Origin of the sequence: Micromonospora sp. NPDC049662, assembly GCF_040675055.1 — a bacterium.
Classification (GTDB): Bacteria; Actinomycetota; Actinomycetes; order Mycobacteriales; family Micromonosporaceae; genus Micromonospora.
The window spans coordinates 43,169-58,459 of sequence record NZ_JBFAOC010000002.1 but is presented as its reverse complement, the minus strand read 5'-3'; the positions used below and the strand labels follow the sequence as shown (position 1 = coordinate 58,459).

Below are 15,291 nucleotides of genomic sequence, written 5' to 3'. Positions count from 1 at the left end.
TGCACCCGCACCGTGGCGCCGCGGCCCGCTGATCATAGATGGACACCAGGAGGCCACTGTGGCTACGAAGTCGGCGACCGGCGGTCTGAGCCGGATCACCATTGTGGCCCCCCGTACCCGGATGGACCTGGCGCTGCCCTCGGACGTACCGATGGCCGACCTGCTGCCCACCCTGCTGCGCTACGCGGGGGAGGACCTGGCCGACGACGGGGTGCGGCACGGCGGCTGGGCGTTGTCCCGGCTGGGCTCGGCGCCGCTGGACGGTGGTCGTACCGCCGCGCAGCTCGGTGTCCGCGACGGCGAGGTGCTGTACTTCAACCCGCGCTCCGCAGCCGCCCCGGAGATCGTCTTCGACGACGTGGTGGACGCGGTCGCCACCGCCACCACGCAACGGCCAGGCTCCTGGCAGGTCGACGCGACCCGGTCGTTCGCCGTGCTGTTCGCCGCGGCGGCGTTCGGCGCGGGCGCGGTGGCGGCCCTGTTCACCGGCCCTCCGCACCTGCCCGCCGCGCTGGCCGCCCTGTTGGTCGCGGTGGCGCTGCTGGTCGGCGCGGCGGTGCTCGCCCGGGCCATGGGCGACAGTCGGACGGGCTCGGTGCTGGCGATGGCCGGGCTGCTCTACGCGGGTACCGGTGGCCTGCTGCTGCTCGCCGGGGACCGGAAGCTGACCGAGTTGGCCAGCCCACACGTCCTGCTCGCGGCCACCGCCGTGGTGGTCGCCGGGGCGGTGGCCGTGCTGGCGGTCGGTGACGACCGGTACCCCCTCTTCTTCGCCGCGATCGGTCTCGGCGCGGGGGCCGGCGTGGGCGCGCTGCTCTGCCTGCTCCTCAGCATCGACGCCGCAGCCGGCGCCGCGGTGGTGGCGGCCGTCGCCTTCGGCCTGGTGCCGGCGCTGCCGATGGTGGCCTACCGGCTGGCCCGCCTGCCGGTGCCGTCGATCCCCACCGGCCCGGACGACCTGAAGACCGACAGCGAGACGGTGGACGGGCGGCGGGTGCTTGAGCGCAGCGACCGCGCCGACGCGTTCCTCACCGCTCTGTTGTGGACGTTGTCGTTGCTGGTCCTCGGCGCGGAGGTGGTGCTGGCCCTGGACGGCGGGCTGGCGGCCGTGCTGCTGTGTCTGGTGCTGGCCCTGCTGTCGTTGCTGCGGGCGCGTCCGCTACTGGGCCGGGCGCAGCGCGTTCCGGTGCTGCTCGCCGGCACCGTCGGGCTGGGCCTGGCGGCCGCCGCGACCTTCGCGGGCGGCGCACTGGCGGTCCGGCTCGGCCTGATCCTCGGTGGGCTGCTGCTGGCGGCCGTGGTCAGCCTGATCTACGGCCTGTCCGTCGCCGGCAAGCGGATCTCACCGGTGTGGGGTCGGCTGCTCGACATCGTCGAGATCCTGCTGATCATCGCGTTGGTGCCGCTCGCCGTCTGGGTCTGCGGCATGTACGACTGGATCGTCAACCTGCGCCCCTGACGGGACGGCCGTAGTTTTCAGCGAAGACCGCGACCGCCCGTTGATCTCGTTCTGCCGCCTTGGCGGCAGACGGTCCTTCTCCACCCCGAGAAGGACCGTGCAGCGTGCGGGTCAGGCGGCGCCGCCCTGCTGGCGGCATACGTGGTCGCGGTGGTGCTGAAGGGCCTCTTCCAGCTGGTCTTCGAGGATGATGATCCGGCAGGCGGCTTCCAGAGCGGTGCCGTGGTCGACCATCTCCCGGGCTCGTACGGCCAGGCGCAGCTGGTATCGGGAGTAGCGGCGGTGGCCGCCGGCGGAGCGGAACGGGACGATCAGTTTCGCCTCGTCGAGGCGGCGCAGGAAATCCTGCGAGGCGCCGACGATCTCGGCGGCCCGGCCCATGGTGTAGGCGGGGTAGTCGTCATCGTTGAGCATGTCGTCGGGTTGGGCCATACATTCCTTCTTCGTGAACGAGGGCCCCGGCGCATGTCGCGCCGGGGCCCAGGGTTACGGGTTGAATACACCATCTACCGACAGGTTCGTCGGGTTCTCGTTTCCGCACCATGCCGTCATCAGCAGGCGGTGCGAGGATCGCATAAGCGTGACCGGAGACCACCTCGCGTTCAAAGTGATTACGGTGTCCACCGCAGAACTGGAACTACGTCCCGACGGCGGGCGATCCAACGGCGTCAAACCCTCCCTTTCCTCTGCTTTAACCGACCTACTGTGCTGTCCGTCGATGCCGGAGCCCCACGCGACTTCCTGGCCCCGAGCATGTGCGGCGGATCCCTGCCGCGTCAGGCGGAGCCCCGAACATTGCATCGGCCCTGCCTGCGGTTGCCCTGACCTGGAGTTACGTCAAGGTCTTGTCGTGCACGTGCCATGTTGCACGCGGTGATGTGGTTCCACCGCGGTTACCGAGCGGGCCCCGAGAACTTCCGGGCCCTGCTTCGACGCTCGGCCTGTTACGTCGGCGTCTTCAACCGATCTTCATCGTCAACGGGGACAACACTAACTGGCCCGGCCCAGGAAATCTAGTCTTTCGAGACTAGATTTCCTGGGCGACTGACTGCAGGTTGATGCGCCTGCCGGGCTGGGCCCGGAAGGAACGGTCAGCGGGGCTGTCGGCGGCCGACTCCGCCGAGCGCCGAGGCGACCGGCGCGCTGGCGTAGACACCCGGCCCGTGCTGGCCGTCCATCGGCCGGGCCGGCGTGCCGGCCCGTTGCGCCATGTCCCCGACGACCTTGACAAGCGCCTCGACGTGGTTGTCCATCGCCGCGACCCGCAGCAGCGGGGCCGCCACGCGCCCGTCGGGCGACACCGTGGCCGCCACCGTGTGCGAGGGCGCGGACGTGGCGGTGATCGCGTCCACCAGCGGGCCGAGTGGCGCGCCCGGCCGGGCGCGCAGGGTCAGGCAGCGGTGCGTCCAACCACCGCCACGCAGCCCCGACCAGGTCTCCGTCGGTGGCTCGGGCACCAGGTCCAGTCCGGCAGCCGAGACCACCGCGGCGCGCAGCTCGTCGCGGCCCAGCGGCCGGTGGGCCAGCCCGGCCGCCGTCAACGCCTTGCCCAACCGGCCGATCCCGGCGGCCAGCGTGCGGTGGACGCCCGGCAGACCGCCGCCCCGGCTGACCGTCTCCACCCGTGCGTCGCGGACCGTGAGCCGCAGCGCCACCCAGACGGTCCGGTGTGCGGCCGGTGGCGCGCCCGCAGCCGGATACCAGACCAGGGTGTGCGCGACCACCTGGGCTCGGGAGACCGGCGCCGAGAAGTCCCCGAGCACCCGCAACGCCCGGTCGACGGTCGACGCCTCCACCGAGCCGACCGCGGCGCCGGTGGCCGGCTGCAACGCGACCGCCGCGAACCAACCCTGGTCGTCCTGCCCGATGCCCAGCCGGGTGCCCCGGTCGGTCAGCTCGATCACACCCAGCTCGGGCGCCAGCGCGGCCAGCCGGGGGTCTGCGGCCGTCCCGCCGGCCAGGGCCGCGGCTGCCCGTTCACGTCGGCGACGCATCCGGCGGCGCAGCAACACGTCCTCGAACCACCAGCGACCACCACGTCGGGCGAACGCGGACAGCACGACCACCGCCGCCACGACAGCCACCGTCGCGAGCAGCCAGGTCGGACCGGCCGTCGCGGCCCAGACGGCGACAGCACAGACCTCGAGTACGACGAGCTGGCCGACCAGCAGCGGACCGATGCGCCCCCGGCCCGGCCGGTCGGCCGCGGCGGTGACCCGCGCCGGAACGCCGGACGGCCGCACGGCGGCATCCGCGGGTGGCGCCTGAACCTGCGTCATCGCTGACTGTCCCTCCTGGACGGTACGGCCCTGAGCCGCGGGGTGGCCCGGCGGTGGCCCCGAGGACCGGCCGTCGGCCCCTTATCGTAGGGAAGCCCGCGACGGCACCCCGAGGACATCGTCGCGGATCCACCCCGCCGGAGGTAAGTCATGCGGACCCGCCGTGATCAGGTGCAGGCGTACCGCTTCGTCACCCGCCGGATCGTCTCCGCGCTGCTGTCGGGTGATCCGGAGACCACCAACCTGCCGATGCGACGGCTCGGCATGGCGGTCTTCGGCAGCGTGATCGCCGCCGCGGTGGTCCTCGGTGGCGTGGGCGCGTACGGCCAGTTGACCGGGAACACCGCACCGCTGGACGAGAACACGTTGGTCATCGAGCGGGAGACCGGCGCCACCTACGTGTACGCCCAGGGGCAGCTGCACCCGACGCTCAACTACACCTCCGCGCGGCTAATCCTGAACGAGCCGGACCCCACGGTGCGCACCATGTCGCAGGCGTCGCTGCGGGACCGGCCACGCGGCCGTACCGTCGGCATCGTCGGAGCCCCGGACGCGCTGCCGGACCGCAAGTCGTTGACGGGTCTGCCGTGGTCGGTCTGCGACGTGCCCGACCCGGTCGACCCGCGCCACTCCACCACCCGCGTCGTGATCAATCGGGCGCTGCCCGGCGGTACGCCGCTCGGTGACCGCGCGGTGCTGGTCACCGTGGACGGTCAGCGGCACCTGCTCGCCGCCGACTCCCGACTGGAGGTGCGGGGCGGTGACCAGGCCGTCGCGGCGCTGCGGATGACGGGTACGGCTCCGCTGCCGGTCGGGCAGCAGCTCCTCAACGCCGTACCGGCCGGACCGCCGCTGCGCAAGCCGTCGCTGCCCGGTCTGGGTGAGCGCAGCGGGTTGAGCGTGGCCGGCCGGCCCGCCACCATCGGCCAGGTCTTCCAGGCGGCCGGGCAGCACTACGTGCTGGCGCGCGAGGGTCTCGTCTCGATCAGTGAGATCACCGCGCTGCTGCTCATCAGTGGCGGCGGTCGGATCACCGACATCACGCCCGATCAGGCCGGGCGTCTCCTGACGGAGCAGCGGGTGGACGCGGACGGGATGCCGAGGACGCTGCCCACCCTGTATCCGGCCCGGGCCGGACAGACGCTGCTCTGCGCGACGTACCGGGAGGGCACCGTCGGTGGCCCGCCGACCACCACGCTGGAGGTCTTCGACCGGGTGCCGGCGGAGCTGGCGGACACCGAGCCGGGTTCGGTACCGGTACGCCAGGGCGCCCGGGACGCGGTGCGCACGGCCGAGTCGGTGCTGCTGCCCGGCGGCAAGGGCGTACTGGCCCAGGCTGCGCCCGGTGCCGGCACCAGCGGCTCCGGTGCCGCCGGCACGACGGTCTACCTGATCAGCCCTCAGGGTGTCCGGTACCCGCTCGGCTCGCCCGAGGCGCGGTCCGCCCTCGGCTACGACGGGGTCACCCCGCTGGCGGTGCCCGGCTCGCTGCTCGCGTTGATCCCGACCGGGCCGACCCTGGACCAGGAGTCCGCGCTCGCGCAGTTCGCGCCGGGTGACGCGGGGGCGACCACGCCGCCGTCGCAGCCGCCCTCGCAGTCCAGCTCGCCGACGCCCGACACGAGCGCCCCGGCGAGTGGCGGCACCGGCGGCTGGGTTCCCGAGGTATCGACCGGCACCGACGACTGAGCGGTTCATACGGGTCGCCCCGGCTCGCGGAGGTGGACTAACCTGGATCCGCTGACGGTTGTCAACCAGAACGACGGGGATGTTGCCATGACCGGGCGTACGGAAGTCGACCTGCTGTCCCTTGAGGACTTCCACCAGCACCTCGCGATGCGGCTCAGTCAGGCCGAGTCGGTGCTACGCAAGCTCAACACCGAGATGCAGTGCACTCCGCCGGCCCTGGGCTCGTTCACCGACGCAACCCAGAATTCGCGCCGCTACAGCGAGGTCCACCAGTCCTACGTGGAGCAGGCCGAACGGCTCCGGCAGGCCGTGCAGGCGGCGCAGCAGGCCACCGGCACCATCCTCGCCAACTACCGCACCGCCGAGGCGCGGAACGCGGCCAACGCCACCGACATCACCGCGGCGCTGACCGGGGTCGACCGGGCGTTGCAGCCGAAGGGGGACGGGCGTGTCTGAGTACACCCAGCGTTACCAGGGTCGGAGCCACCAGGAGCTGTACGACGCGGTGATGGTCGGCAAGCCGGAGCAGATCGAAGGGGTCGCCGCCCAGTGGGCCGCCCTCAAGGGCATCCTGGACGGTCTCGGCCGTGAGTTGAGCGGCGACCTCGAGAAGCTCGGCAACACCTGGACGGGCCCGGCGGGCCGGGAGTTCCAGCGGCGGCTGACGCTGATCGTCGACCACTCCGATGCCCTGGGCGAGGGCATGTCCGGCGTCAAGCAGGGTCTGACCATGATGGCCGGCCAACTGCGCACCGCGCACAAGAAGGCGGAGAGCCCCGAGGAGACCGACGACAACGACCAGGCCATCTCGGGCGTGCTCAAGGGCTCCGCCTTCGGCCTGCCCGGCGCGGTGGTCGGCGGCATCATGGGCCACCAGCAGGACAAGGAAGAGCAGGAGAAGGCCCACCAGCGGATGGTGAACCTGGTGGCCGAGCTGGCCGCCGGTTACGACCTCTCCGCCTACGACCGGGTGGTGGACCCGCCTCCGCCGCATCCGGAGACGCCGCGCACGGTCAACGACGACCGGCCGACGCCACGCAGCGGCCCGTCCAGCACGACGCCGTCCCGCGCTCCGATCGCCACCGGTCTCACCGCGCACCGGGGCGACGCGACGATCGCGACACCCGAGGGCGTGGCTCCTGGGCCGACCGCCGGGGGTGACTCGGTTCCCGGCCACGACGGTGGCACGTCGGTCGTCGTCATCGGGCCGGAGGGCGCCGCCAGCGACCCGGCGGGCACCTCCCTCGCCGGCGCGGACCCGCTGGTCAGCGGGGCCCTGCTCGCCGGCGGGGCGGCCGGACTGGCCGGCCTGTCCGGGCCGACCACCCTGCCCGCGAGCGCCGGGGGCGGCCCGGGCCTGCTCTTCGGGGCACCGGGCGGCGCACCGGCCGGCGGGGTGCTGCGCACCTCCGCGCTCGCCGGTTCCGGCAGCACTCCCACCACGTCGGCCCGGCCGACCGGCGGCACCGCCGGGGCGGAGAGCCGTTCGGCAAGCGGCGTGGGGCGGAGCATCGACGGCCGGCGCGGTGAGCCCGGTCGGGCCGCCGCGGCCGGCCGGCAGGGCCTGACGGGCAACGGCCGTCCCGGAGTGCTCGGCGGTCGGGGCCGTGCCGAGGATGACGAGTCCGACGACCGGCTGACCTGGCTCACCGAGGACGAGATGGTGTGGGGCGACGGCGGGGACGCCGCGCCGCCGGTGCTCGGCACCGGGGGCTGATCGCCGGCTACCGCACACGACCCCACGTGACCCCGCCGGACCCGCTCCGGCGGGGTCACGTGCTTCGGCCCGCCGCCCGACCGCTGGTCGGCACCGTCCACTGTGCTCACGGTGGTCGTGGTCACTCCCGTTGTGCCCACCGTCGTGCTGCGCCGCGCCCCGCCGGGCGATAGGTTGGTCGGGTGTCGTCCGTAGCTCTGGTCCGCCCGGCCCGCTGGGCCGTGCTGCGGTCGCTACGGGAGCTGACCCGGCTGGCGGTCACCGCGCTGGTGCTCGCGGTCGGTCTCGGCGGCGCCCTCGCCGCCACCCCGCCGCCCGCGGAGGCGCAACTGCGCCCGACCGCCGTGAGCAGCCGGGTGGACACCGTCCGGCCCGACACCGCACCGACCACCGAGCGTACGAGCCGGCCGGCCCCTGCCACGCCGGCCGACGCGGTCGCCGCGCCCGCCGGTCCGGTCCTCGTGGGCACGGAGCACGCTCCGGCCGGCGTGCCCGGTCGCGGCATCCCGCCCCGACGCGGCCCTCCCGCGCGCTGACCCCGGTCCGCCAGGTCACCCGCCGCTTCGTCTGACCCACCTCCGGGTCGTCGTCCGGGTGCCCGACGCGCAGCCGCGCCCGTTCGGGCACGCCAGCCCAGCGACGGCTCTGCGCCCCGGCCCGCCATCGGAACAGCTCACCCCGACCACCCCGAGCCCGACGCGTCGAAGCGACGGGCGGTTCCGGTCGGGACCCATCCCTCGACACCGTCATTCGACCGCGAGGTGCTGATCATGCAGACCGTCCTCTCCGCCGTCCTGCCCGACGTACCCCGGGCCGCCGCCATCTGGCTGAGCCTGCTCGGGGTGGTCGTGTTCGCCGTCGCCGCGCTCCTGGTACGGCCCGGCCGCCTCCGCCTCCGCCTCGACCCGGCCGCCCGCATCCGCGACGCGGCCATGCCCAGCCACCTCGAACAGGTGCAGGAGCAGCGGGAACAGCGCCGCTACGCGCAGGAGATCGCGGTGGCCGCCGAACGCGCCGCCGCCACCGCCCAGCGCCGACGGGCCGAGTGGGTGGCCGCGCAGGAGACCGTCGAGGCGGCCTGGCAGGCGTTGGAGACGGCCGAGGCGGGCGTACGGCGGCTCGGCGCGGCAGCCGCGATGCCGTTGCCGCAGACCGCCCGGACTCCCGCCGAGTACGCCGACCGCGAGCGCTACCTGCACCGGGCCGCGCTGGACGCGTACTGGCGGCGGGAACTGTCGGTGGAGCAACTCAGTGACGTCTTCGCCCACCGGGACGGCTGGGATCCGCGGCTGCACCCCGTCGAGCAGGAGCTCGTGCTGCAACGGGCCGTCCGCGACAACCTGGCGGCCAAGCACGCCGCCGCCGTGGAGACCGAGCAGGCAGCGTGGCGGGCCGCGGAGCTGGCCGTGGCGGCGGCGCGCAGTCTCCGTGCGGAGGTCCACGCGGCCACCGGACGGCGCACGGCGGAGTCGGCCTCGGTGCTGCCGCTCAGCGAGGTCCTCCGGCCGGCCGCCGAGCAGACCCGGGAGAACGCGGTGGTCGCCCGTGGTCGGGCGGCGGTGCCGGTGTTCTGACCCGGAGGAGCGGCTCGCACGAGTCGCGCGGGACGGGCGTTCCGGGCCGGTTCGGCGTCGGTGGGTTAGCGTGACGGCATGTCCCGACAGTCGTGGGTCCTCGTGGTGATCGCCGGCATCCTGGCGCTCGCCACACTTGTCGGCGCGGTGGTGCTGGCGGTGCGTGTGGTGCGTACGAGGCGGCTGCTCACCGGGCTCGGCGCGGGCGGCAAGGTGGCCTTCTACGGGGCGTTGATCTACACGATCTTCCCGGTGGACATCCTCCCGGACCCGATCTACCTGGACGACATGGGCGTCCTGGCCGGCGCGTTGATCTACCTCACGCGGCTCGTCCACAAGCGCCGGGCGGCGGGCCGTCGTCTGCCCGGGCAGCCGGACGGCCCGTCGGCCCCGGACCGCACCCGCTCCGTACGATGATCAGCTTTGGCGCACACGACGGAGGACGCACGTGGCCGGTGATCATCGACTGGACATCCACGACGACCGGGTGGCGGCGTTCTGCGCGGAGCGGCACCTCGCGACGCTGACCACCCTGCGCGCCGACGGCACCCCGCACGTGGTACCCGTCGGGGTCACTCTCGATCCGGTGGCCGGGCTGGCCCGCGTGATCACCTCCGGCACGTCCCGCAAGGCTCGGCAGGTGGCCGCCGCCGGGCCGGAGGGCACTCCGGTGGCCGTCTGCCACGTGGACGGCCGTCGCTGGCTGACGATCGAGGGCCGGGCGGTGCTCCGATCGGACCGGGCCTCCGTGGCGGAGGCGGAGCGGCGGTACGCCGAGCGCTATCGGACCCCGCGTCCGAATCCGGAGCGCGTCGTCATCGAGATCACTGTGACGGGACTACTCGGCAGCCTCTGACGTCCGTTACGTCGCCTGTGTCGCATTCGCGCCCCGCTGCCGGTCAGCGAACGTGAGCCACCCTGCGCGCGGAATCCCCCACCGTCGGCGGTCGTTACGCCAGGTCGCGACGCCCGCACCGGCAGCCGGCGGCGGAATGCCGCCCGGAGCAGGGCCGTTACGTCCCCGGTAACCACGGCCGAGACCGCCACGGAGGCGGCTACCCCCGAACGGAGACTCGACCATGAACCCGATCGTGCAGAAGAGCGGCCTGTCCGTCGTCGGCCTGCTGGTCGCCGGCGGTTGCGCCCTCGGCCCCGCCGTCGCCGCGCAGGCAGCCCCCGCGCCGGCGGCCCCATCCTCGTCGAGCCAGACCAGCCGCAGCGCCGAGCGGGTCCTCGACGTCGACTACCAGGCACAGCCGAACTTCTTCTACTGCGGCCCCGCCGCCACCCGCATCGCGCTCTCGGCCCAGGGCAAGGCGCTCTCCCAGGACGACGTGGCCAAGTTGCTCGGCACCACCGAGGCGGGCACCCCGTCCGCCCTCGACACCACCCGCGTGCTCAACGAGTTGACCGGCGGTCACTACCGGACCACCGAGATCCGTGACTCGGTGGCCCGCCCTGACCAGGTCGAGCAGCTACGCCGGGATGTCCTGGCCGCGATCGACGCCGGCCGCCCGGTGGTGGCCAACATCAAGGGCACGACCGTGGACACCGACGGCAACCCGCACTCGTACGAGGGTGGCCACTACCTGACGCTTGTCGGCTACCGCGACGGCGGGGACCTCATCCGGGTCGCCGACCCGGCCGACCCGGCGCTGGGCGAGTACTGGATGAGCCTGCCGAAGGTCGCCAACTGGATCGCCGAGCGCGGTTACTCCTCCTGACCCGATGCTCACCGGGCCGGCCTCTCCCGCGCGGAGGGGCCGGCCCGGTCGTTCCGTCTGCGGTTGGCCAGATGCGCCCGGCGACGCGCGCGGATAGCCCGTGTCGGCGGGGCGCGGTGCAGCTCACGCCGGGCCGGCGGGGCGATGGCCGACTCGCCGGCGCCGGCCGCCCGGCGCACGATCCGGTTGGCGTCGTCCGGGTCGTAGCCACAGGCCCGGAGCAGGTCGCTCGACGCGGTACGCAGGCCGGTGACGATCGCGTCGCCGAACGACCGGACTCCACTCGCGGCGGCCTGGCCGGCCAACTCGGCGCACTCCTCGACCAGCTTCCGGGTCCGCCGTGGATCGCCGCCGGTACGGCACTCCGCCCGCATCTTCGTCACCGCCTGTCCCAACCGCCCGATGGCGTCCGGCAGCTCCGGCGGGATCGGCTCGTCGTACTGCAGAGCGGTCGTCGACCAGCGGGCGAGGGCATGGCTGTCCAGCAGTAACCGTTCGAGGTGCTCCGAGCTGCGCGCGTACCTGTGGAACTGCTGGCGGCGGTGCCAACGGGCCGGCGCGATCGTCACCACCTCCTCCGCGCCGCTCAGCGCGTCGTGCAATCGACTCAGATCCCCCTCGGTGGCGCGCAGCGTTTCCAGGACGTGTCTCGTCCCATCGCTGTCGCGCTGCCGGAGCACCTGCCCCAGCTTCTCGAGTTGTTCTGCGAGGACCGTGAAGATCGGCGCCGCCGCCCGGTCCAGCACCCGCATGGGGTTGACCGGCAGCAACAGCGCGACCACCACCAGACCGACCACCCCACCGACGAGCGCGTCGAAGATCCGGGGCACCTCCAGGCCCCGGTCCATCGGAGCGAGCGTGGCGATCAGTACGGCGGTACCGCCGGCCTGACCGACCAGCGGGCCGCCCTTCCCGGCCACCAGCAGGGCGGTGGCGATGGCCAGGCCGACGACCACCCCGGTCTGCCACGGTCCCGAACCGAGGAAGAAGCGCAGCGTGTCGCCGATGACGATGCCCAGTCCGACGCCGAACAGCAGCTCGAAAGTGCGTCGGGCCCGCTGCCCGATGGCGGTGGCGATCGTACCGACGGCGGCGGCCGGAGCGAAGACGTGCGAACCCGGGCCGAGGAAGTGCTTGGCGATCAGGGCCGCGAGCGCCGCCGCCAGCCCGGCCTGGGCGGCGATCACCACAGTGACCTCCCACTGCCGGGCACGGACCCGGCCCGCCTGGCCGCTGCGGTGCCGCACCCGTTCGACCGCCCGGCCGCTGCGCTCGGCGGCCTCGTCGAGCCGCGACTGGTCGCGGTCGGCGGCTGGACGGTCGTCGGTCATGGCGGCGGTTACCCCCGGGAAGCGCGGTCAATCGTGCCGTCGTGCCCCGCGCTTCCCAGCGGCCCCGGCGGCACCAGCCGTCACCGGGGGGCGGATTCATCGGCGATCGTAGGTTTGCTCGATCGCTGGGGGGTACCAGGGGCCGCACACCCACCGATCCGCAACCGGTAAGGGGCCCAGATGAGCAGTCCACACAGCACCGGGGAGCAGGATGTCGTCGACCTCCTCGTCGCCGACCACCGTGCGGTCGAGACCCTCTTCGTCGAGCTGGAAACACGACAGGGTACGCCCGAGTACCGCCGTCAGCTCGCCGACGTGGTGATCGCCGAACTGGTCCGGCACGCCGTGGCCGAGGAGGCGTACGTCTACCCGACGGCCCGCAAGGCGCTGCCCGACGGCGACCAGATCGCCGACCACGAGATCACCGAGCACGCCGACGCCGAGCGCACGATGAAGGACCTGGAGTCGGTCGACCCGTCCGACCCTCGCTTCGACGAGTTGCTGGCCCAGCTGACCAGCACCATCCGTCACCACGTGCAGGACGAGGAGAAGGACCTCTTCCCCCGGCTGCGCGCCGCCACCGCCCGGGAGGAGATGGTCGAGCTGGCCGGCAAGGTGACGGCGTTCAAGAAGATCGCGCCGACCCGCCCGCACCCGAGCGCACCGGACCACCCACCGGCGAACAAGCTGCTCGCCCCCGGCACGGGGATGATCGACCGGATGCGTGACGCGCTGAGTGACCGACCGACCTCGATGGACGAGCTACGCGAGCAGCAGCAGCGCTGATCGGCGTACGCTCCGCACACGACAGTCCCGGGCCGCCGAACGCTCGGCGGCCCGGGACACGTCCACTACGTCAGCGGACCTGATCACCCTCGCCGGTACGCGCCTGGGCCTGGTCGACGCCCTTGTCGATCTGGTCGCCGTACTTGCCGCCGGTGCGCTTGTCGGCCATGTCGCCGGCCTTCTCCATGCCCTGATCGACCTGCTTGTCGTGCTTGTCCGCGAAATCCTTGGCCTTGTCCATGAAGTCACCCACGGCGCTCCTCCTCCTCGGGTAGTTCCTCCCGGGTTCCCTCGTCCCGAGAGCGCAAACGCCTTCCGTTCGGGCGTACTCCGCGAAGGCCTGACCAGCGCTCCCCCGACCGGCGTACGATCCGCGCGGACGACCGGGTGTCGGCGCACGGCCGGCCGGGTACCGACCTCGCCGAGATCGAGGAGGGCCGACATGACGGCAGACCAACCCGGGGCGGACGTCGCGCCGACAACCGGCGGAACGCAGGAGACCGGTACCACGGCGGCGACGGCCGGGGGCACCGCGGCACCCGGAGACGCCGGGGCGCGGCACGCGTGGGCGGGGCTGCCCTGGCTGGTACGGACCGCGGTGCTCTGGAGCGCCTGCCTGGTGGTGATCGTCGCCGGGCTCTACCTGCTGGGCCGGATCGCCGTCCTGCTGGCCCCGCTCGCCATCGCCCTGGCCGCCACCATCTTCCTCACCGCGCTGTTGGACCCGGTGCTGCTCCGGCTGCGTCGCCTGCGCCTCCCAGCGGCGCTGGCCGCGCTGCTCACCGTCCTGCTGCTGCTCGGCATCCTCGTGGGCGTCGGAGCGCTGGTGTGGAACCTGACCGCCAGCCAGTTCGACCAGCTCAGTCAGCAACTGACCCAGGGGCTCGACCGGAGCCGCGACTTCGTCACGTCCACCCTGCCGGTCAGCGAGGCCCAACTCGACAAGCTGATCGACCAGGCCCGGGAAGGGCTCAGCGGCAGCTCGCCGGACCCGGTGTCCGGCGCCCGGACGGCCAGCGAGGTCGTCGGTTCCGCGCTGCTCGCCCTGGTGCTGCTCTTCTTCCTGCTGAAGGACGGCCGGTCGATGTGGCACTGGACGCTGTCCCGGATGGCCGGCCCGAACCGACCCCTGGTGGCCGAGGCCGGCCGGAACGGCTGGCAGACCCTCGGCGCGTACAGCCGGGGGACCATGATCATCGCGGCCATCGACGCGATCGGCATCGGCCTGGCCCTGGTCGTGCTACGGGTACCGCTGGCCCTGCCCCTGGCGCTGATCACGTTCCTCGGCGGCTTCGTGCCGATCATCGGGGCGACGGTCGCGGGCGCGGTCGCGGTTCTGGTGGCCCTGGCGGCCAACGGGCCGACGACCGCTCTGCTCACCCTCGCCGCCGTGGTCGCGGTGCAGCAGATCGAGGGCAACCTGCTGGAGCCGCTGGTCATGAAGCGCCAGGTCCGCCTGCACCCCGCCGTGATCCTGGTGGCGGTCACCGCCGGCACCCTCATCGCGGGCATCGCCGGCGCCTTCGTCAGCGTTCCGATCACCGCCGTCCTGTGGCGCGTCGTCGACACCGTCCAACGCCGCCGGTCCACCTCACACCTGCCGGCGGCGGGGTAGAGCCGACGCCGGGCCAGGGCCCTCACCCGCGGCGGGACGCAGTTTTCGTCCGGGTCAGATGGGTGGTGAACCAGGTGCCGGCGTGCTCGGCGACCTGGTCGAGCGTGCCGGGCTCCTCGAAGAGGTGGGTGGCGCCCGGCACCACCCACAGCTCGCCCACGTCCCCCAGTTCGGCGAGCGCCCGCTCGTTGAGCGCGAGCACCTCCTCGTCCAGGCCGCCGACCAGCAGCAGGGTGGGAGACCGCACCTGACCCAGCGCGGTGCCCGCCAGGTCGGCCCGGCCGCCCCGGGAGACCACCGCGCCCACCCGGTCGGCGCGGGACGCCGCCGCCACCAGCGCGGCGGCGGCACCCGTGCTCGCACCGAAGAGACCGATCGGTACGTCACCCGCCGGACGCTCGGCCACCAACCAGTCGACGATCCCGGCCAGCCGGCTGGCCAACATCCCGATGTCGAACCGGAGTGCGGCCGTCCGCGTGTCCACCTCCTCCTCGTCCGGAGTGAGCAGGTCGACCAGGACGCACGCGAGGCCACGGGAGTTCAGCGCCCGCGCCACCGCGACGTTGCGCGGACTGTGCCGGGAGCTACCGCTGCCGTGCGCGAACAGCACCACGCCCACCGGTTGGGCGGGTAGCAGCAGATCGGCGGGGAGCTGGGCGTCCCGAACCGGAATGATCACCGTGTCGTGCTGCTCGTCCATGCCGCACCTCCGTGCTCGCCTACGGTCGGGTTACCCCGCCCGACGCGTCGCACGCGCCCGGTGCAGGCGGCCGGTGCAGGCGCCGGTGCAGGCGACCGGTGCAGGCGACCGGAGCGCGGCGTTTGCCGGGTGGGTCGCCGGGTACGCGACGAGGAGACCGCAGACCGTGTAGGCGCAGCCGCGCCCCGACGGATCGCGAGGATCATGATGGCCAAGCAGCAGATCTCCCGGCAGCAGCAGATGACCGAACGCGCCCAGCGTGAACAGGACGCCGCGCGCAACCAGGACGTCAGTGACCAGGACTTCGGTGACCAGGCCGCCTCGGCCCGCCTCCCCGACGATCCCAAGGCGGCTGCGCCGCGGGACGCGATCGGACGCCCCTCGACCGGCGAGCCGGTCTGACGTACGCGCGCGACG

Annotated in this window: 17 protein-coding genes; 12 read left to right on the top strand and 5 right to left on the bottom strand. The window is 73.3% G+C overall.

The window, feature by feature from the left end:
• Positions 1–58: 58 nt before the first annotated feature.
• Complete coding sequence (eccD, locus tag AB0J36_RS02115; RefSeq protein WP_357124022.1) at positions 59–1,459, top strand: type VII secretion integral membrane protein EccD; 1,401 nt, start codon at positions 59–61, stop codon at positions 1,457–1,459.
• Positions 1,460–1,570: 111 nt separating this feature from the next.
• Here eccD and AB0J36_RS02110 read toward each other — a convergent pair whose 3' ends face one another.
• Both AB0J36_RS02110 and AB0J36_RS02105 read right to left on the bottom strand, forming a co-directional pair.
• Complete coding sequence (locus tag AB0J36_RS02110) at positions 1,571–1,891, bottom strand: MerR family transcriptional regulator (protein WP_357124019.1); 321 nt, start codon at positions 1,889–1,891, stop codon at positions 1,571–1,573.
• A gap of 659 nt (positions 1,892–2,550) precedes the next feature.
• The gene (locus AB0J36_RS02105) at positions 2,551–3,738 is read right to left on the bottom strand and encodes a type VII secretion protein EccE (protein ID WP_357124016.1); all 1,188 of its coding nucleotides are present in this window, start codon (positions 3,736–3,738) and stop codon (positions 2,551–2,553) included.
• A gap of 150 nt (positions 3,739–3,888) precedes the next feature.
• On the opposite strand from AB0J36_RS02105, the gene eccB reads away from it, so the two are divergent.
• The 8 genes from eccB (at position 3,889) to AB0J36_RS02065 (ending at position 10,442) form a co-directional block, all read left to right on the top strand.
• Positions 3,889–5,427: a type VII secretion protein EccB gene (gene eccB, locus AB0J36_RS02100; protein ID WP_363660039.1), complete on the top strand. Its 1,539-nt coding sequence runs from the start codon at positions 3,889–3,891 to the stop codon at positions 5,425–5,427.
• An 87-nt stretch (positions 5,428–5,514) separates the two neighbouring features.
• A complete protein-coding gene (locus AB0J36_RS02095) occupies positions 5,515–5,883 on the top strand; it encodes a hypothetical protein (RefSeq protein ID WP_357124010.1) in 369 nt (122 codons plus the stop codon).
• Complete coding sequence (locus tag AB0J36_RS02090; protein ID WP_357124007.1) at positions 5,876–7,144, top strand: hypothetical protein; 1,269 nt, start codon at positions 5,876–5,878, stop codon at positions 7,142–7,144. Before AB0J36_RS02095 ends, AB0J36_RS02090 begins: the two co-directional genes overlap by 8 nt.
• A 182-nt stretch (positions 7,145–7,326) precedes the next feature.
• Positions 7,327–7,680 carry a hypothetical protein gene (locus AB0J36_RS02085; RefSeq protein ID WP_357124004.1) on the top strand — a complete coding sequence of 118 codons (354 nt, stop codon included), beginning with the start codon at positions 7,327–7,329 and terminating at the stop codon, positions 7,678–7,680.
• A gap of 234 nt (positions 7,681–7,914) precedes the next feature.
• Positions 7,915–8,718 carry a hypothetical protein gene (locus AB0J36_RS02080; RefSeq protein ID WP_357124001.1) on the top strand — a complete coding sequence of 268 codons (804 nt, stop codon included), beginning with the start codon at positions 7,915–7,917 and terminating at the stop codon, positions 8,716–8,718.
• Positions 8,719–8,796: 78 nt separating this feature from the next.
• On the top strand, positions 8,797–9,135 hold the full coding sequence (locus AB0J36_RS02075) for a YkvA family protein (RefSeq protein WP_357123998.1): 339 nt from the start codon (positions 8,797–8,799) through the stop codon (positions 9,133–9,135).
• Between the two features lie 31 nt (positions 9,136–9,166).
• On the top strand, positions 9,167–9,574 hold the full coding sequence (locus AB0J36_RS02070; RefSeq protein WP_363660038.1) for a pyridoxamine 5'-phosphate oxidase family protein: 408 nt from the start codon (positions 9,167–9,169) through the stop codon (positions 9,572–9,574).
• A gap of 223 nt (positions 9,575–9,797) precedes the next feature.
• On the top strand, positions 9,798–10,442 hold the full coding sequence (locus AB0J36_RS02065; protein ID WP_357123992.1) for a C39 family peptidase: 645 nt from the start codon (positions 9,798–9,800) through the stop codon (positions 10,440–10,442).
• An 8-nt stretch (positions 10,443–10,450) separates the two neighbouring features.
• On the opposite strand, the gene AB0J36_RS02060 is transcribed toward AB0J36_RS02065, so the two are convergent.
• Positions 10,451–11,773 (bottom strand): FUSC family protein, encoded by a 1,323-nt coding sequence (locus AB0J36_RS02060; protein ID WP_363660037.1) that lies wholly within the window; start codon positions 11,771–11,773, stop codon positions 10,451–10,453.
• A gap of 180 nt (positions 11,774–11,953) precedes the next feature.
• Here AB0J36_RS02060 and AB0J36_RS02055 point away from each other — a divergent pair, with 180 nt between their 5' ends.
• A complete protein-coding gene (locus AB0J36_RS02055; protein ID WP_357123986.1) occupies positions 11,954–12,559 on the top strand; it encodes a hemerythrin domain-containing protein in 606 nt (201 codons plus the stop codon).
• A gap of 70 nt (positions 12,560–12,629) precedes the next feature.
• Here AB0J36_RS02055 and AB0J36_RS02050 read toward each other — a convergent pair whose 3' ends face one another.
• The gene (locus tag AB0J36_RS02050) at positions 12,630–12,812 is read right to left on the bottom strand and encodes an antitoxin (protein ID WP_357123983.1); all 183 of its coding nucleotides are present in this window, start codon (positions 12,810–12,812) and stop codon (positions 12,630–12,632) included.
• 189 nt (positions 12,813–13,001) lie between these two features.
• Between AB0J36_RS02050 and AB0J36_RS02045 the strand changes: the two genes are divergently transcribed.
• Positions 13,002–14,174, top strand: coding sequence for an AI-2E family transporter (locus tag AB0J36_RS02045; RefSeq protein ID WP_357123980.1), 1,173 nt, complete (start codon positions 13,002–13,004; stop codon positions 14,172–14,174).
• Between the two features lie 22 nt (positions 14,175–14,196).
• Here the strand turns inward: AB0J36_RS02045 and AB0J36_RS02040 are convergent, their stop codons facing one another.
• Positions 14,197–14,874 carry an alpha/beta fold hydrolase gene (locus AB0J36_RS02040; RefSeq protein ID WP_363660036.1) on the bottom strand — a complete coding sequence of 226 codons (678 nt, stop codon included), beginning with the start codon at positions 14,872–14,874 and terminating at the stop codon, positions 14,197–14,199.
• 207 nt (positions 14,875–15,081) lie between these two features.
• On the opposite strand from AB0J36_RS02040, the gene AB0J36_RS02035 reads away from it, so the two are divergent.
• A complete protein-coding gene (locus AB0J36_RS02035) occupies positions 15,082–15,276 on the top strand; it encodes a hypothetical protein (protein WP_357123974.1) in 195 nt (64 codons plus the stop codon).
• Positions 15,277–15,291 lie beyond the last annotated feature (15 nt).